Origin of the sequence: Neolewinella persica DSM 23188 (assembly GCF_000373105.1) — a bacterium.
In the GTDB taxonomy this organism is placed as follows: domain Bacteria; phylum Bacteroidota; class Bacteroidia; order Chitinophagales; family Saprospiraceae; genus Neolewinella; species Neolewinella persica.
In genome coordinates this window covers 80,206-99,297 of the sequence record NZ_KB890422.1, presented here as the reverse complement: position 1 = coordinate 99,297, position 19,092 = coordinate 80,206, and the positions used below count along the sequence as shown (strand labels likewise).

Below are 19,092 nucleotides of genomic sequence, written 5' to 3'. Positions count from 1 at the left end.
TGTTGAAACTACTTTATACAAAAAATAATAAATATCCTTTTAAAATATAGCATAAAATAGTCGCCCAATAATCAATTTGTTGAAAACACCCGATCAACTTCTGTTGATCGGGTGGGAATTAGACTCAGGTAATTTAGCAGGTCAGGAGGAATGGTTACCTCAATACTGCTATTAAACTCAACACATTGCATCCTGCGGCAGCGCCTCTTTATTAGTCTTGTAGTCTTGTGGTCTTGTAGGCTGCAGCGCTAGGATGCTCGCTACGCTCGTGCGCCTTTGTAGTTCATAGTACCTCTAACTATGGACTACAAACTATTGACTAATTACGAAACCAGTTCGTCCGCGGGCGAGGCCGTTTTCATCCGTTACGACCAGAAGGTAGAATCCTGGTTTAAGGTGGCGGACATCCCAAGTGCCGCCCAATTGGCCATAGGCCGTCGTTGCGAGTTGGCGACCGTAAAGGTCCGTGATCGTCAACAGGTCAGTTAGTTTGATGTCCCGGTTAGGGACGCTGATGTTCAGCAACCCGTTCCCCGGGTTCGGGTACACCCCAAGGCTCACTTCCTGCGCCCGCAAACTCCGCACACCGGTAGGCAGACCCTGCTTCTCGATGCGGTGATGGCTGTTATTCGTGATGATTGGCTCATTGAAGTCGAAGTAGATGGCCGCAGCGTTGAAGATATCATCACCTCGAGATAAATCAGCGGCATGTTCGATGCTGAAACTGATGGCTCCCTGGCTAGCCGCCAGGTTAACATTACTATCGGGCAACATGATGTTGGCGAAGGTAAAGGTGATCACCCGGTGGGTGTCGATATCAATTGTGTACGGGTGGCTGAAGCTACCTCCTTTGAAAGTGGCCAGGTCGAGCGCCATGCTGATCGTATCCTTAACGACAATATTAAAGGCTGTATCCGTACCGGTATTTTGGAAACGGATGGTGTAATCCAAACGGGTACCCAGCGGGATATTGTCTTCAGCACCATGGCCCAGCGGATAGCCCAGCTTGTCGTTAGGGTCATAAGCACCTACGTTTTCGCGACAAACGATCGCCTGGGCCGGCACACCGTTACCCAAAGCAAGCATATTACCTAAACCGGTAGTGAAATTGCCGTCGGCCGGCACTACACAGCCCTCCGCCATGGCCGTTGGCGTACCGGAGGCCGGCGCATTTGGCTCCTGGTTGGTAATCACCTGGTAGGTTTTTCCATCAGCGGGCAGGGCAACCGTGAAGGTTTGTCCGGCATCCAGCGCCTCCACAACAACGGGGACGTTGGACATCATGATTCCGTCTTCCACCACTACGTAGGAGAGGGGGACACTCATTTCGTTTTCACCTACATTACTAATAGTGAAGTTCAGGTTATCCCCGTCACAATCGGGCGAACTTACGTTCACCATCGCGCCGTTCCAGTCATCAGGGCTATTGCACACATCGTCTGGTGTGATGGCTGCTTCAATGCAGTGAATCTGCCCCAACTCTGCCTGACAGCTGACGGTAAAGCTGAACCAGATACGTCCGTCGGCAAAAGGAGGAAGGTCACCAAGATCGAAGACAAAGGTATTTCCATCCTGGCTTGTTGGCGTGATATTGGGTACTGGATCAACGAGGAAATCATCTAATACAACGGTCAACCGGGCATCCTCTGCCGTGGCGGAACCGAGGTTCTCATAAGTAACGTAGGCAGCGCCGGAGAAACAGCGCCGGAGGAACGGCATGGTAATGTCGGTGGTTAGCAATGGGCAATCCGACAGTGCCGGAAGGAAGGCATCGAGTACCGTTGGGCCAGCTGTTGTAACGGTGGCAGTGGCCGGAGGCTCACAAGTTCCAAAGGGCTGGGTCGGCTGTGTGATGGGACGGACGGTATAGGTGCCAACCACCACTTCGGTGCCGTAGCGTCCGTCAGCATCGGTAATATCGTAGTAGAGCGCGCCGGAGTCAACCCCCCTTATTTCTACGACGACGCCTGCGGCGGGTATGTCTCCGGCATCAAAACCACAGTTTGCGTCTGCATCGATGTAAACGGTACCGTTCAGGTCCGCACATTCGGTATTGGCTTCCAGGATAGTACTAAGGGTTAAGGTATCACAGGGGCCAACGATTTGCAATACGTACAGACCGGGATCCTCTACACAGATCCAACCTCCTTGTTGTGAAACGGTGACGCTGCCGTCAGGCGCAGTCCAGATGAAGGTGATGGCCGGACGCAAAACAGTGGGTTCCTGAGAAATAACATACATGCAACGTTCAAACCCACACTCCATAGAATCAAGCATGACGATCTCGTAGCTATCACCTAAGCTTGAAGTCATCACAACAGCTTCTCCGGTGATGGTACAGCTGCCATCGCCGGAACTACCAAAAAGGCTGTAGGTACCTTCTTCCATTGCCTGAATGGCTGGTCCGTACAGGGTGTCGTTACTTGGGGTAATCCAGCGGTATTCATAACGGTCCGTAGAGTCTCCGGTTGAAATTTCGACTGAGCCGCCGTCGCACGGCAGGAAGAAAGGGGAGAACCAATTGATGGTGGAAGAACCGCTACCGCCCAGGGCGGTCCAGGAAACGTTTTCGGTGCAACCGAGGGCATCCGTAACTACCAGCGTGTAAGTGACTCCGGTGACTGGGTTTTGAAGTTCTTCCTCGGTACTCACCAACTCTCCCTCAACAAAATAAGCGTAGGAATAAGGCTGCACACCTCCGAAGACAAGAGGATTGAGGAAGTGCAGCGTATCGTTAGCGCTACAGTTGCCACCGATCTCCTGCAGGCTGAGTCGAATCCTTGAAGAGGTTCCAACATTAATTCCTTGTACACTTACACATCCGTCCGCATCAGTCAGGGTTAGTGAGTAGAAGCCTGCGGTCAGCCCGTCTATGTTCTGGGTTGTTGCGCCATTGCTCCACAGATAGGTAAATGGTGGGGTACCGTTTGGCTCGGCCGTAACGAATCCATCATCAGAACCAAAGCAAATTCTATCTTCAGCAACCAGTACGGCGGAACAGTTACCGCCATTACCGCAATTGGGATCGGTTTCAATAAGGAAAGTTATCTCGGTAACACATTGTCGAGCGTCGGCGACGGTGACACTATAGGTGCCACCACTTAGCCCAACAAAAGTGTAAGATTCCTCTTGAGTGGTTTGTTGAGACACCACATTACCGGTTTCATCCGAAAGGGTTAAAGTGTAGGCACCGGCTCCTCCCACAAGCTGTATAAATGCGTCACTTTGACAAACGGTATCACCGGAAATCTCAACAAAGGCTGCAAAACCGAAGCAAGGATCTGTGCCTACGCAATTTTCCGGCCTATCCACCGTCAGGGTAAACACACAGTTCGGGTTATCAATATCACTGAAGAACAGGGACACCGTTTCATCGAAGAAGGGGCCGGCCTGAATGATTTCATCTGTATTATAGCCACCGGTCAGCTGCAGTTCCTGGACTACCCAGCCGGAATCACCACCGGTACCTTCCACGTCGAAAAGAATGAGGAAACCACCATTCGGGCTACAGACCACTGTGTCGACCTGAACGGATATGCTACACTGTCCGGCCAAGGCACCGGCAATTAAGATTAAGAGAGTAGTAAAATATGTACGCATGGGGGAGATGATTTCAGTTTCAAAGAGCGAATTCCCAACCGGGGGATTCTATAACACTACAATGATCAGGCTAAAGGCCGTTGAAAGCAAGTACAATAACCCTCTGTTGTTGAATGAAAAACAAACAAAGACAAATACATAACACTATTTTAGCTAGCTAAAATAGTACATTACGGCAAAGTTTGTTGAAACCTAATATATTAATCTCGTGTCTCTACTCCAACAAATCATCCACAATTTAAGTGTTGCCGAAGCGAAACGTGCTGAACTGTGGCTGGAAGCCGCATTGCACAACCGCAGAGAGGACGTTCGAATACTCTTCCGGCTTCGTCGCCAATATTTGACCGAAGGTATTGCCACGCCTTCTCCAAGCGACGAATTTGCCATGATTTACCCAGGAGAGCCCGACGAACCAGCCAAATTTCGTCAGTTGGAACATCAGCTGTTAAAACGTCTGGAAGCCTTTCTTGCCTGGGACACGTTTAACCGGGACGAGTTCGGCCCTGATGAGTATTTACTGCGCGCCTACCGCGCGCGCCGTCTCGACGATCACCGCCGGACGCGAATTCGTCGTTACCGCCCTACTCCATTGCTCAGCACAGAGCGCCTCCACCTTGAATACCGGCTGGCGATGGAAAAATATGACCTCGACATTGCGGCTTCCCGTGGTGGGCGGGTCGATTACCTGGCCCCCGAAACCACCCTCGAGCGCTACTTATTAGCCCTGCGTCTACGTCAGGCCTGCCTTACCCTGGCCCATCAGCGGTTACATAAAACGGCCAACAGCTATGAAATCCCCCGCCTGGAACTTCTCCTGCAAGCCGCCAGCCGTGCCCCGTACAATAAGGACCCCTATATCAGTCTGTTTCTTCTGGTTGCCCGGCTACAACTGAATGCAGACATCCCCCCAGACAAGGCCGAATCCTCTTTCACCCAGCTCACCGCTCAACTTAGTGCTATTTCGGAATATCTTTCTCCCGAGGATCAGCGCAATCTAATGCTGTTGGCCATCAACTACGGTGTCCGAAGAGCGAATTCTGGTACCGAATCCTTCATTTCTGCCACTTTTACCCTCTACAAATTAGCGCTTAGCCTTGGCTTCCTTTACGATCGGGGCCGGCTCACCATCTTCACCTTCAACAATATCCTGGCCCTCGCTATACGCTTAAAGCAGGTGGATTACGCCGCTAGTTTTCTCGACGAATACCAGCACCAATTACCCGAAAAGGGCGGCAGCGAAGTATTGGCCCTTGGCCGTGCCCGGCTGGCGCTGGCGACCGGTCAGGACGGCGATGCACTATTCCACCTGCAACAGGCCGACTTCAAGGACTTCATCCACCACTTAACGGCCAGGGTTATGCAGTTGAAAATCTACTTCAGGCAAGACAACTACGGTCTGTTGCAGTCCCACATCAGTAGCACCCGAAAGCTCCTTACCCGCCGCAAACGTATTGGATACCACCTCCAGAATTATCGAAATATCTTTCAGTTCGCCAATGCCATCATCCGCTTGGCTCCTGGAGATAACAAGGCCAAACAGCTCCTAATTAAGCGGATTGAGCAAACTGATCCTTGTACGGAACGTCCCTGGTTATTGGAACAGTTGAAGTAGTGGTTAGTGAGTAGTAGATCGTTAGTAGTGCTACCTGCTGACGGCCCACTACAGGCTAATCCTCCGCCCAAATCCCCGTTTTCAATGTCCAGTCATAACTGGTGTATTCCCGCTTCATTTTCTTATTCTCTTTGCTGAGGACCCCGTATTCCACCAAAAAATCGTCAATTCCGTCACGATCGCGGAAATCGCCACGGAACCAGGAGAAAAGCGGCGAGGTATAAACTACCTTCTTTCCATCTTCCTCTTTAATCTCACTGTGTTTAGCGAGGTATTTACGGACGCGATTATTAATCTGTTCATCAAAAGTAGCTGCTTGGTAAACCTCTACCGGAGGGCAATCGGCCGCGCCGCAGTTCAGGGCAAAGTGCACCCGGGAATCACCCCCCTTTATTTTAAAGGTTCGCTCAAACTTGTTTGGAAAGAACTGCGGGATGAACCCCAGGCCGAAGCGGTTTTCACCACCACGAATAATGCCGTGTTCCATTTCGTTGGGGCTCATCAGTTTACCGGCTACGGTAAAGCTGGGGGTACTGAAGAAAGAACTACTATCGTCAAACAGCTCGGGGTTTCGCGTTAAAAGATACTGCACCATTCCATTATAGGTATTGACCCAGAAGGCCAGTTTCTTATTGCGGGTATCCAGGTTGGCCGCCAATTCCTGCGGTTCCAGGGCCGCCAGTTGGTCAACAAGGGGAGTGGCGTCCTGTCCGTTTTTGATGGTCTCCAGAATCTCCTGACTCAGTTTCAGCGGCGTCGGGCCGATAAAGTCTGCCGGGGGGTAATTCTCTGCTGGTTGGTAGCGGCCACAGGAGGCAAGTACTAGCAACAAGCCAGTAAATAGTAAAATTGGGAAGACGCGCATAATGAATATTTTATTCATCCTAACACCAAAGTCCTAAGTTTTGTGCATATGTAAGCAGTAGACTGTCGGCATAGGGCAAATCCCGTGCCGCTACTGTCCGGAATCACCCTTCCTTTTCTAAGGACTTAACCAGTAGTCTCACGACTTATCAAAAAACAACTTTCTTTGAGGGGCAGCCTACCTTAATGGCTTACCCCGTCGGCATTTTGGTTTAGGTCGGTTTGATGATTACTAGAGATTTTATTAAATGGGGGGACGGGCGCTCGCAGGACCTCATCAATTTCGCCGCCGGCTCAATTGCTGAGGTCCTGCGAGCGTCCAGTTCAGAACATGTCCAATAGTCTGGCCGGTTTGTCAAGACGGTTACCAGACCCGGCTCACTGTCCCGGAACTACCACAGAATGGATACCTTAGCGGTTGAAAGAAAATGACCACAACTACCCTCCTCGGCATCCTTACCCTGGGCATCCTGTTCATAGCGATGCTGATGGCGCTGTTCGCCCTGGTGGTACCTACTCAAAACAGGTTAGCAAACCGATTGATCGCCGCTTACCTGATGATCCTGGCAGTAACCATCAGTGTATTTTTCTACCACCAGCACTATTCACCGCCACTGGTCATTGAAAAGCTGCGCGACGACATCAATTTGTTATCCGCTCCCTTATTCTACCTGTTTGTACGCTCACTATTGTACAGAGACTTCAAGCTGCGGTGGCAACACCTTTGGCACCTCACGCCATTTTTACTGACTACTATCCTGTTCATCCCGCGTTTTTACGGCGTTCCAGAGGTCGTCCGCAAGGAATTCTTTCAAAATTACTTGGCTCATTGGGAAACCTATGCCGCAATGGTCATCGGCCACCTCCAGGCAATTGTTTACCTCGTATTAGTCTTTGTTGAGCTGGCACGGTACCGCAAAATATTGCGAGAAAATTATGCTGACAATGGTTCGGAGACCCACAAATGGCTCTGGCAAATGAATGTTCTGTTGTCGGTCCTGTTCCTTTTCTCTGCTTTTAAAAACGTCTTCAAAAGGTTGGTGGACAGCTACGAGATGATTACGCTGGTACGCATTGGTATGGTGAGTTTATTGCTCGGCTTTTTGTGCTGGCTACTCTTTAAGATCATGCTGCATCCTAATCTGTTTCGTGGCGTGGAATCGCGTTTGGTGCCCATCAGAGCAGGAGGCGCGGTCGCAGGTGCAATGGAAGCTGAAGAGCAAGGAGAAGACGGCCGCATTGGCACCCTGCAGGGCCATATGGAAACCAAGCGCCCCTACCTCAACCCCACCCTTACCGTCAGGGAACTCGCCAACCAGCTGAGTTGGCCCGACAGAGAGCTTTCCTTACTCATCAATCAAGACCTTAACTGCCATTTTTTCGATTTCATCAACGACTATCGAATCAAGGAAGCCAAACGTATGCTCCTGGCCCCGGAAAACCGGAAGATGACCGTACTGGAGATCCTGTACGCTGTAGGCTTTAACTCCAAGTCTTCCTTCAACGTAGCGTTCAAGAACCGGACGGGAAAGACGCCTACTCAGTTTCGGCGCGATTATCAGGCGTCCCGCCCGAAGTGAGCAGGCCGGTAAGCCTTTCCATCAGAGCGAGCCCCCCCTTAACAACTGATAAACAGCCGCTTGTAAAAAGTCGAACGCCTGCTAAAAAACATCGTACCATTTAAATCCGTTCGACTTTGCGCATCAGGTCGCCCTGCACCTGCGGCCGCGCCTTCTTTGCGGTATGAAGTATAAAACACTCCTCTACGCAACCTTAGGTCTTTTACTGTTCCTCTCCGGCCACCTCTCCGGCCAGCATCGTTTAACCGGCATCATCGTCGCTGATGGCACACCATTGCCCTACGCCGAGGTCTTACTACAGGACACGCTCGGCAATTTCATCAAAGGCAATTTCACCACAGAAAGCGGAAGATTTGAATTCTCTGTCCCTGCTGGAAACTACCGGTTAAAAGCAAGTTACCTCGGCTACGCGGCACAGAACATACCCATCTATATCGACTCTGACCAAGACATTGGCGCGCTGGATTTACCAACCTCCCGGGCCAACCTAGAAACCGTCACCGTCTCTGCACAACGACGGTTGATCGAGCAACGTACCGACCGCCTGATTTTCAACGTCGAACAAAGCGTGGCCGCCACCGGCGGCAGTGCGCTCGACGCCCTCCAACTCGCACCCGGCGTACGACTGCAAAACGGCCTGCTGGAGTTGATCGGCCGGGGTACCCCGGCGGTACTACTTAACGGACGTCTGCTACAGCTCTCTGGCGACGAGCTGGCAAATTTCCTGACCGGGCTATCTGCCGATGACATCGCTACCATAGAAATTATCAGCAACCCACCCGCCCGCTATGCTGCCGCTGGCCAGGGAGGCCTGCTCAATATCGTCCTTAAAAAAGGGCGCAGCGACAGTTGGAAAAACAGCACGACCCTGTCCCACACCCAGGCCTATTACGGAAACACCAACCTGAACAACACTTTCTTTTATCGACACGACAAAGTCAGCCTATCGCTGAATGCAAGTGCCCGCAGGGGGTTCCAACAAGATTTTGAGCAAATAACCGCCACCTTCCCCTCTGCAGTCTGGGATACAAAAATGCACCTGAAAAGCCAGCAAGAAAACCAGACGGGCCGCCTTGCCCTTGACTATGAGGTCAATAACCGATTCAGCTTCGGGGGACAATATTTGGGTAATTTCGGCCAGCCCAACTTCATCGGCCCTGCCGTTACAAGCGTCCTGAACCGGGAAGGCGGGACAGACTCCACCTTAGTGAACAATCTGCAAGCTGACCGCTCCGTCATCAGCCATACCGCCAACCTTCATAGTCGGTGGGTCATCGACACTAATGGCCGCAGCGTCTCCTTTGACCTCGACCTCTTTGACTATGACAATGAACTTAAACAAGGAAGTCAGGTAAAAACGTTCCTCGGCGACGGTAGCTTCTCCGGGCTCAACCTGGCACAAATCAATGCTTCCGACCAGCTTATCGACAACCTGAGCGTCAAAGTCGACGTCGCACACCCGATTCCCGGCCTGGACCTGAGTTACGGCCTGTCTGCCACCTGGACCACCACCCTGGGCGACCAGGAAAATTTCGATACCCGCAGTGGTAACCCCGTCTTCGACCCAGTGCTCTCCAACGTATTTAACTACGAAGAGAACGTACAGGCAGCCTACCTGAACGGCAGTGGAAAATGGGGAACGGCCTGGCAATGGCAGCTTGGTCTGCGTGCCGAAAACACCCAAACCGAAAGCTACTCGTTGACCCTGGACCAGCGGACGCCGAACAATTACTTCAAGCTATTCCCGACCCTGTACCTCAGTTTTCAGCCCAACGAAAACCGCAACTACACCTTTAGCTATGGCCGGCGAATCAACCGGCCAGGGTTCAGGAACCTGAATCCATTCCGGGTTTACGTCAACAGCAACAGCTTTTCCGAAGGCAACCCCTTTCTCCAGCCATCCTTTACCGATCTGCTGGATTTCACCCACGCCTGGAAGGGGCTGCGCACCAATGTTTTCTTCAACCGGACCATTGCTGGTCACGGCACCTTGTTCTCCGCAGAGCCGGAAAGCCAGGTGCAGGCCACCATTCGGCGCAATTATTTCCGGGAATACTACTTTGGTATCGGCGAATCTTACACACTGGAAGTTGGTAAATGGACGAGTAGGAATCAGGCTTATCTCTACGCCGGGGTTACGGAGGTTCTGCCGGGATTCGTGGTGGACAATCAAAATGGAGTCCAGTTCAACCTAAGTTCTGATAATACTCTTCAGGTTGGCAAGGGTAAGTTACAGGTGAACGGTTGGTACAATGCCCCACACCGCGCCAACGTTTTCGTTGTCGGTGCCACCTATGGACTGACGGTGGGTTGGCAGCAGCAGATTAGCAAAGCCCTTAACGTATCCTTCCTGGCCAACGATATTTTCGACACCGGGAGCCTGCGGTCCCTGGTCTCTGAGGTCAACGGCGTTCGTACGGCGTACGGACAAAACTATGCCTCCCGCCACGTTCGGTTGACGATCGGATATCGGTTAGGAAATGAAACCGTACAAGTAAAAGAACGCGGATTTGGGAATGATGGCGTTCGGAGAAGAAGCAGGTAGCAGAAGCCTGCTAGAAACGAAACCCGATACTTGCCTGAAACGAACGGCTATAGTCCTTATCGTCCGCATTGTATTCCCGGCCACCAATCTGGTCTTCATTGGCACGCCTCAAATCATTTTCCGGACGCGTCAGGTCGGTAAGGCCATACTGATACCGGCCACCAATGAACAGGCCATTGTTCAGGAACACATTGAGCCCTCCGATCAGACCGAAATCGAAGCGGCGGTACAGCGGGTCATTACTGCTATTGTTGTAGTAGGCGGAAATAACTTCGGGAGGTAACACTGAGGTACTTGGAAGTGGCGTAGAGGAAAGGCTGATGATTCCTGCTCCGGCAGCCTCGTCGCTGAAATACCGGCCATCCACATTCAGAATGATGGGGTTATCCCCACCGCCAAAACGAGTGTTGGTGTAGGTCTTGCCACCAGACACCTCACTATTGACCATAAAGCCCATGCTGGCACCGGCTTCCAATTCAAAAATTCCAATTCTGTAGTAAGCCAATACCGGGATATCAATATAGCTGTTTACCACATCTATCTCTGAATTGAGGGTGCCGAAATTTACCTCCCCTTCGCTATCCTCCGGGCCGGAGTAAAGATAAAAGAAGGAAGGCGTGTTGGTGAAGCGCCGCTCCCCACCCTTCTGGCTGTACATCAGGTCTGCTTTTACGCCAACCAGATCAGTGAACGCAAGGGCAAAAGTGGCCCCAACGTGAAATCCGGTCGTCCGCTTAAACTCTTCGAAAGTGATGGAACCATCGGCACTCATTTCCGGATCACCATCGAAAGAAATAAAGTTAAGGCCGGCACGAAAGCCGCCGCTAAATTCTTGTGCGAACAGTGGGGTGATAAGGGAAACCGAGCACAGGGTTAAAGTCAGTAGAAAAATGCGCATGTTTAAATTTTGGTTCATTGGAATCTGAGTCCCCGGCCTACTCAGCCTGAACTACAGAGCAAAGATGGGGTTTTGTCCGGTAATGGTTGGCGAAAGGTGAAAATCAATGTGTCTTCCCTTGCTCCTTCTGTATTTTATTGCACCTGCGGCCCCGCATTGGTCAAGTTGTCGGGTTGTTAAGTTGTCCGGACACACGACAACTTGACAACTTGACACCTTGCCCCCTTGACAACCCGATAACTTGACAACTTGCCCCCTTGATTAAACCCAAGCGGCCTAAAGGTGTTTAATCGACCAGGGCAAAGGCCCGAAAAACAAAAATTATGAGTCAAACTGCCACCAAGCGCCCCGTACTGCTCTACACCGAGCAGACCCCCAACCCGGAAAGTTTAAAGTTTGTGACCAACCGCATGCTTTACAATGGCACGGCTGAATTTAAAGAAGAAGAATTCGCCCGTGAATGGTCGGAGCTGGCCGCTGCTTTGTACGATTTCCCCTACGTAAAGAAGGTCTACATCGCGAACAACTACGTGACCCTGACCAAAGAGTTCAACTACAGCTGGGAGGACGTCATGCTCAAACTCAAGGAGTACATCAAGGACTACCTGCAGGACGACAAACCGATTATCAAAGAAGGTTTTGCCGAAGAGGTTGCCCGCATTGAGGAAGAACGTGGCGTGAGTTACGAATACGATGAGGACGACGCCGAAGCAGTAAAGCAGATCAAGGAACTGATCGATACTTACGTTAAGCCAGCCGTTGAAATGGACGGTGGCAACATCGAATTTAAAAGCTACCATGAAGGTATCGTGACGGTCATCATGCAGGGCTCCTGCAGTGGTTGCCCCAGCTCAACGGTGACCCTCAAGTCCGGTATCGAATCCATGCTCAAGCGGATGATGCCACAGGTTAAGGAAGTAGTACAGGAAATGGGATAAATTGGTCTATTGGTCTATTGGTCTTTGGGGCGGATACCTTAAAATCCTACCCCCCCGATTGGAATTCCATTCAACGAGCTACAGTCAGGGTTCAGGTTTCTCCTTCCGGCAAAAACAAAAACGGCACGCATATTCATGCGTGCCGTTTTTGTTTTTGAACAGGTCGGTTTGATCATAAATTAGTTGCCGAGTGGAATCCGAACACCGCCGTTGATACCGATGGAGTTCCATTTCGTATCCCCCTCTCCATCTTCGCCATCACCCAGGCTGCTAAGACCGGCCATGTACCGTCCTTCAACGAAAAACTTCTGTCCAAAAGTGAGGCCTGCGGCTCCAGCGAGGTTAAGGTTGGTCCGGTTAAAGCCATCTTCATCATCGAATTCGATGTCTTCCTTGTCCCCATTTGTTTCAACATTACCGCTCATGGCATAGCTGACAACGGGTCCGGCCGCTACGTAAAACCCGACCGATCCGTTGTCTACGATCATGTATTTGGCCAGCACCCCCAGGTCCAGGTAAGCCAGATTGACCTTAGTTTCTATGTTCGTGCCCAAAAAGTCAAAGTCGACTCCATAGCTGCGGCCAACGAAGCTCAATTCGGGGGACAGCATGAATTTTTCTCCGCCGAGTGGCAGGTCGAGGAATAAGCCCAGCATGAGGTTAGCCTGCCGGTCGAAAGAAACGTTAGCACCATCGGTATCAACGGAAATAGTGGTTAAGTTGAGGCCGCCGCGAACGCCAAAGTTCTGGGCGGAGAGGTTGCTGCCACAAAGGGCCACAACAAAAAGAAGAGAAAGAATTGTACGCATGGTTATAGGATTTTAATGAATGTGCGTGGCGAAGATAAGGGCATTCTGAAAATAAAAAACACTCTTTAGCATAGGTTACTGCGGAGGCTTCTAATCCTATGGGAGTATTTAGAAAATCAGGCGCGGCCGCAGGTACAAAGAGCCTTAAAGGAGCAAGCAGGGCAACTTACATTGTTTTTTAGTTAATATTTTCTGCCCCCTTGGGCAATAGAATCAGCCGCCTCTCGTTTTTCGGGCATCTATTCTACCAGTAATAGTTTTTTTTACCATTTGAGTTGTCCTTGCACGGGCGGCTCGGTAAGCTTCTAAGGTCTTTCCTTCCCCACAAATTTTGAACTAAAAACTACTGCCTTCGCTGCTTGCAGCGGATGCAATCTATTTTTTGTCTGAACGAACACCCCAGCATAGTTTAAGGATCAAAACCAACGCCCACCGTGCCTGCACGGTGTGCTCATTTTCATAGCTTTCTAACATAAATGCAACTATGCGCATTATTACTTTCTGTCTAGCAGTGCTTTGCACGGCCCTGCTGACCACCCTTGGCCTTACGGCCCAGGATTTACGGCCCGCTGTACTCATTGAAGAGGCCCGCGCCGAAAAGAGTTTCGAGGAGCGCTTTGCGCTTTTCTCCTTCGCAAAAAGCGCCGCTCCGGTCGCTACCCTGGATAAAGCAGGTGCTCCGTACGACATGCTAGACCTCAATACCCAAGCACTCACCGAGTTACGGGAAGCCGCCCCAGAAAACCTCGAACTGATGCTGCCCGGCAATATCGGTAAGGTTGCGCTGGTTCGCGCTAGCATCTTTTCCGACGACTTCAGGATCACTGAAAGTGGTTCTAAGTATTACAAAAAAGCTGCACTGGGCCTGCATTACCGGGGCATCGTCTCTGATGACCCCAACAGCCTGGTGGCGATTTCTGTCTTTGAGGGAGAAGTCAGCGGCATCATTGCTACCGATGCGGGCAACTTCGTTCTGGGAAAACTAACCAAAGGAGAACAGCACATACTCTACAACGACAAAGACCTCCCCCCACCTGACCTGGGCGAATGTGCCACACCTGACTCTGGCCTACCCTACAGCCCAAAGGAGCTGATTGACGTGGACCCCAGCCAAAAGGATGCCAACAATTGTGTCAACGTATTTATGGAGGCTGATTATTCCATCTTCCAGCAACGAGGCAGCAGCTCCGCCGTTACCAGCTTCATCACCGGTCTATTCAATCAGGTGGCAGTCCTCTACGCCAATGAAAATATCAACCTGGTCATGAGCGAGTTATTTGTCTGGACGACCAACGACCCTTACAACAGTGGTTCCAGCGGTGGCAACCTAAATGCCTTCCTGGCTAACCGTACCAGCTTCAACGGCGACATCGCCCACCTCGTGTCTTTCCAGGCCAGCGGCGGCGTGGCGTATGTGGATGTGCTGTGCTCCAATAACTACGGATATGGTTTTAGCTCAATCGACAACAGTTTCAACAACGTGCCCTCCTACAGTTGGTCCGTCAACGTAATGGCACACGAATTGGGTCATAATTTCGGCTCGCAGCATACCCACGCCTGTGTCTGGAATGGAAATAATACAGCCATCGACGGTTGCTATCCCACTTCCGGTGGCTGTGCCCGGCCAAGCATACCAAGTGGTGGTGGCACCATTATGAGTTACTGCCACCTCACCAGTGCAGGCGTAAACTTCAACCTGGGTTTTGGCTCTCAGCCAGGCAACCTTATGCGTAACCGCGCCTACAACGGCAATTGCCTCAGCTCCTGCTCTGGCGGCGGCGGTGGCGGTGGCGGCGGCGGTGGCGGCGGCGGCAGCTGTACCGACAACGTTACAACGATCACCATCCTTACTGACAATTACCCAAGCGAGACCGCCTGGACGCTTACCAATGCTTCGGGCTCTACCGTTGCCTCCGGAAGCGGTTACACCAGCAGGAACACTACCTACACTGAAGAGGCCTGTTTACCTGACGGTTGTTACACCTTCAGCATCACCGACTCCTACGGAGATGGCATCTGCTGCTCTTACGGCAATGGTGCTTATACCATTAACCTAAATGGTACAGACGTCGCCACCGGCGGCAACTTTGGCAGAAGCACCACCGAAGATTTCTGCGCCCAAACTGGCGGCGGTGGCGGCGGCGGAGATGATGATGGTGGTGGCGACACTACCTGCGACGCCTTGAGCTTTGTCACGAACCCACCAACCACCTACGGCGGAGCTCAGGACCGTGGCACAGTAGCCGTAATGGACGCAAATACGATCATGATCCAGAATAATGCCTGGAAGAGCATCAACCTTAACTACACGGTTACGTCCAATACCATCATTGAATTCGAATTCGGATCTACCATCCAGGGGGAGATTCACGGCATTGGTTTCGATAACAATAACGGCATCAGCTCCAACTTTACTTTCCAGATGTTCGGTACTCAAAACTGGGGCATCGGAGCTTTTAACACCTATTCACAAACGGGCGTTTGGAAGGCTTACACCATTCCTGTAGGCCAATACTATACCGGAAACTTTAACCGACTGTTCTTCACTGCTGACCACGACGGTGGTTCACGCAATGGCAACTCCTTTTTCCGCAATATTCGGATCTACGAAGGCAGCAGTTGCGTAGCCTTGATTCCCGGCGAGGGAGAGCCCATCGTTACTACACCGGAACCTTCGGTAAACAACCAGGATGAAACGTTGCAGGTTTTCCCGAACCCTGCATCCGATCTGCTCAACCTTGACGTAAGTGTAAAGGAAGCGACTACCGCAAGTATCCGTATTGTTGATGTTACCGGCCGTACAGTGCACAAACTGCAACAGCGGCTCACACAAGGTAACCAACAGGTCACCATTCCTATCCTGAATTTACCGGTTGGCACTTACTTACTTCGCCTCGAAGCCTCAAGTGGCTATAGCACAACAACCAAGTTTACTGTTGCCCGGTAGGGTTTTCCTGTAAAACTGGCGGGGAACCGACCTGATGGTCACGTTCCCCGCCAATTTTGCAAAGATTAACTTGTTTTGAACCAATCGGCTTTCGGCCCCGTCGGACTTACCTGGCGGGGCTTTTTTTTAGTACTCAGGTTTCAGTATACAGGGATCAGTTTTCAGGAACCAGTGTTCAGTTTCCAGAATAGATTCCTGTTTGCCATTGAAACTTGAATACTGAAAACTGAGTTCTGAATGCTGAATCCTGAGTACAAAGCCTACCAGCTGAAACCAAAACGAGCTTCCAACTGAACAATGGCACCTGATACGTCCCGATCTGAGATCAGTTCACTATCTACCCCAGTACTGAAACGGTAGCCACCTTCGGCACCAATACGGAACCACTGGAACAAGTTGAGTTCCAGGCCAACCATTGCCTGTCCTACCAGCATGCGGTCCCGGCCTTCGCCGGCTACATCAACTTTACCTGGCCCGAAGATGGTCGTGATACGTGGATGTATGGCGTTATCAGAAAATGGGGCATAAGCCAGAATCAATCCGCTGTGCTTGAAATCGAACTGCGGAGAAGTTGTCACCGGATCATCAACAGTGAAGGACTCACGACCTTTCCATCCGCCGTAACCGATGAAAAATTCTTCACCGAATTCAAGACCACCGAAGCCACCACGGACCAGTGCCCAGTCATCTCCGGTCATGGAGTAATTATAGGTAGGGCCACCCCATGCGCCGGTAAGGTCCAGGTCACCGAGGAGGGTGCGTTCGCGGCCCCGGGAGTTGAGGCCAAGATCAAGTGCTTCGGAAGCATCTTCAGCCTGGTAAGCAAGAACGGGGCCATCGTAATCTACGCTTACGTCTTGTGCCTGCAATGCGGAAAAGGTGAATACACAGAAAAAGAAAAAGAGGAGTCTCATGATATAGTCTTTTGTGAATTAAAATTTGTTGAGTTAGGTATTTGATAAGGCCACAATGGTCTTTTCAAAAGGGTCATTTACCCTAATGGCGTTTGCCGGTAGGTAAAGGTTGCACCTGAAAGTCTTAAAATTTCAGCTCCGGACAATTAAAGGATCGTTAAGGAAGTAGGGGATACCTTCGAAAGGAAAGGGGATAGGGGCCACCTATCAAGCGACTTCTACCAGCATTCCTCGGTCCACAAACAAATCGATCAATCCACTGACATCGTTCGGGTCCAATAAGGCCCTTGATTTGGTGGTCACAATCTTTGGCAGCACCTTGTCCTTCTTTCTGGTGGCCAATACCCGGTAGGGCTCCTCCTTTTCCACAGCGATGTACTCTCCGGAGCCTCCATGCTCCAGTGCTTCAAATAAGTAGCACGGCCAATACTCTTTACCCGACAGCTCGATGGCTCGCCTGAAGACGGGTAAAAAAGTGTCGTAGAAGGGCAACCAACTCTGGTACCGGCTGATGGAAAACAATAGTTCTCCGCTTTTCAATTCTTCGTTCAGGGTTCGTGCGCCCACCAATAAGTGCTCCCCAAGATGATAAGGTTTATGTATGGTATGTTCCTTAAATCCGACGACCAACTCATTCCGGTGCCCGGCTCCGTCGAGGTGTAGCGGGCCGGCGTTGCCGGCCTTAAGTACTAAGTCTTCCTCCTCTCCCTGGTAGGTGAGGAATGTCGCCCGTAAAAACGCTTCGCCCTGTACCAAAAAGGTTTCGGAAAAATTAATCCCGGTAATTGGGTTAGACGCAAAACAGGAACTTTGGGGCTGGTCCGGATATTCCGTCAAGTCTTCAGGCAGGGTGAAGGTGGCGAGGGTTTCCAGTTCCAAGTCTACCAACCGGGGAACGGCTCCGCCCAAAGAGGCTAAAGAAACATGTTGTAGAAAGCGATCCCCGATCCGGTGCGGAGCACCGGTAGCTGCTTCTATCCGATGTCCGTCGGCCATTGCCAAGGTAAGTTGTTCTGCCCCCCGCCGTAAGTCAAGCACCAACCGCTCTCCGCGGGTTCCCCGCGCGTTTACCAGCTTAGTGGGAGATTTGCTCAAAATGTTGGCAATTTCTAGGTTTTCACTACCGAGGCGCACCACCTTCAGGTCATGCTTGGTGCATAGTTTTGATGCTCCGTCAATTAATGCCAGGAAGAACCAGGCTTCAAACCCACTGACCTCCTCAATGGAAGTAGGTAAAATATCTTCGCCTTCTAACTTAAATGGCCGGTTGTTACGTGTATCATACACAAAGAATTTATGAGCCGTACCGACATCATAAAGCACTACACCTGGTACACGAACCGGCTTATGGCTAATGGTATGGATCAATTCTTCACCGGCGGCCGCCAGCCGAAAAGGTGCCCTGGTTTGTAAGTCAAAATAAAAGTCTTTACGGCCGTCGGTTACCCGGACGATTTCCCGGCCGTTTAACTCCAGGTAGGTAGACATATCTACCTCCAGTGGTCGGTTCAGATAACTGATCACTGCGTCGGCAGCGTTCTCTACGGTGTATGTTCGCTGGGCAGATCGGAGCACCTCAAAATGTCGTATCCCCCGAATTTCTCCGCCAAGATGAGCGATGATTTCTTCATCGTTAATCAAGAGTGGTGCACCGGTAAACTCGTTAACGAACGCCCGCTCGGTTCGGCCCCGGCAGACTTCCTGCCACTGGTCCTCCCCACCGAAGCTGATGTGCCCCCGCCCTAAACCAGTAATTCTTTCTCCAAAATACCGTATTGCCTCCAGATTGGTATCGAAAACCATTTTACCTACCTGAATCAACCGGGCTTGCGGGCTGATCAGTACCTCCTGCCCGGCAAATGCCCAGGACTTCCGACTTATTTTGCCCGGCAAAGACACCAGTACATCCCCTTTCAGGAATACCGGCACCATCAGGCGAAAACCTTCCAGATCATACCAGTTGTTTCGTTCATCTTTACGGTACAGACCTTCGGTTAGTGGCTCAAAATAAAAATCGGTCCAATGTTCCTCTTCCGCTACCGGTTGGTTGTCGAGGTCACGTAAATAATTCCCGGTGGCGGTACTGAGCAGAATAAAGTCATGGTTTGGGAAGCGGATCACCTTCTCTACCGGTTCTCCACCAATACTGTAAACTTTCTGGTACTTAGGGAAGCCTTTTGCCTGGTAGGCAAGGAGGTTACCTGAAGCGTCTGCGTTCAGGATGATGTCGTTAATAAGTTGGGGTTCGGTCGTTGTCATTGGAGGGACTAAGATAATTTATTTTTTATGTAGTTGCTCGGTAGTTATGCCAACCCGTACTTCTACGGAAGTACATTTTGCCAGAGCAGGCGATGGAGTAACCAACCCGTACTTCTACGGAAGTAC

11 protein-coding genes are annotated in these 19,092 nt (G+C 51.1%); 5 read left to right on the top strand and 6 right to left on the bottom strand.

Features of this window, described 5'->3' with window-relative positions; all coding sequences use genetic code 11:
• Positions 1–312: 312 nt before the first annotated feature.
• Complete coding sequence (locus tag B036_RS0107725; protein ID WP_020568125.1) at positions 313–3,600, bottom strand: DUF7619 domain-containing protein; 3,288 nt, start codon at positions 3,598–3,600, stop codon at positions 313–315.
• Between the two features lie 208 nt (positions 3,601–3,808).
• Between B036_RS0107725 and B036_RS0107715 the strand changes: the two genes are divergently transcribed.
• Positions 3,809–5,212, top strand: coding sequence for a hypothetical protein (locus B036_RS0107715; RefSeq protein WP_020568123.1), 1,404 nt, complete (start codon positions 3,809–3,811; stop codon positions 5,210–5,212).
• 55 nt (positions 5,213–5,267) lie between these two features.
• Here B036_RS0107715 and B036_RS28475 read toward each other — a convergent pair whose 3' ends face one another.
• Positions 5,268–6,077 (bottom strand): DUF547 domain-containing protein, encoded by an 810-nt coding sequence (locus B036_RS28475; protein WP_169435039.1) that lies wholly within the window; start codon positions 6,075–6,077, stop codon positions 5,268–5,270.
• 427 nt (positions 6,078–6,504) lie between these two features.
• Between B036_RS28475 and B036_RS0107705 the strand changes: the two genes are divergently transcribed.
• Both B036_RS0107705 and B036_RS0107700 read left to right on the top strand, forming a co-directional pair.
• Entirely contained in the window at positions 6,505–7,656 is a 1,152-nt protein-coding gene (locus B036_RS0107705; RefSeq protein ID WP_020568121.1) for a helix-turn-helix domain-containing protein, read from the top strand.
• Positions 7,657–7,819: 163 nt separating this feature from the next.
• Positions 7,820–10,201 carry an outer membrane beta-barrel family protein gene (locus B036_RS0107700; RefSeq protein WP_020568120.1) on the top strand — a complete coding sequence of 794 codons (2,382 nt, stop codon included), beginning with the start codon at positions 7,820–7,822 and terminating at the stop codon, positions 10,199–10,201.
• Positions 10,202–10,211: 10 nt separating this feature from the next.
• Here the strand turns inward: B036_RS0107700 and B036_RS0107695 are convergent, their stop codons facing one another.
• Complete coding sequence (locus tag B036_RS0107695; RefSeq protein ID WP_026231785.1) at positions 10,212–11,099, bottom strand: porin family protein; 888 nt, start codon at positions 11,097–11,099, stop codon at positions 10,212–10,214.
• A gap of 323 nt (positions 11,100–11,422) precedes the next feature.
• Here B036_RS0107695 and B036_RS0107690 point away from each other — a divergent pair, with 323 nt between their 5' ends.
• The gene (locus B036_RS0107690; RefSeq protein ID WP_020568118.1) at positions 11,423–12,037 is read left to right on the top strand and encodes a NifU family protein; all 615 of its coding nucleotides are present in this window, start codon (positions 11,423–11,425) and stop codon (positions 12,035–12,037) included.
• A 179-nt stretch (positions 12,038–12,216) separates the two neighbouring features.
• Here B036_RS0107690 and B036_RS0107685 read toward each other — a convergent pair whose 3' ends face one another.
• Positions 12,217–12,846, bottom strand: coding sequence for a porin family protein (locus B036_RS0107685; RefSeq protein WP_020568117.1), 630 nt, complete (start codon positions 12,844–12,846; stop codon positions 12,217–12,219).
• 484 nt (positions 12,847–13,330) lie between these two features.
• Here B036_RS0107685 and B036_RS31800 point away from each other — a divergent pair, with 484 nt between their 5' ends.
• Entirely contained in the window at positions 13,331–15,793 is a 2,463-nt protein-coding gene (locus B036_RS31800; RefSeq protein ID WP_020568116.1) for a zinc-dependent metalloprotease, read from the top strand.
• A 260-nt stretch (positions 15,794–16,053) separates the two neighbouring features.
• Here the strand turns inward: B036_RS31800 and B036_RS0107675 are convergent, their stop codons facing one another.
• Complete coding sequence (locus B036_RS0107675) at positions 16,054–16,707, bottom strand: hypothetical protein (RefSeq protein WP_020568114.1); 654 nt, start codon at positions 16,705–16,707, stop codon at positions 16,054–16,056.
• Between the two features lie 207 nt (positions 16,708–16,914).
• Positions 16,915–18,966 (bottom strand): hypothetical protein, encoded by a 2,052-nt coding sequence (locus tag B036_RS0107670; protein ID WP_020568113.1) that lies wholly within the window; start codon positions 18,964–18,966, stop codon positions 16,915–16,917.
• Positions 18,967–19,092: the final 126 nt, after the last annotated feature.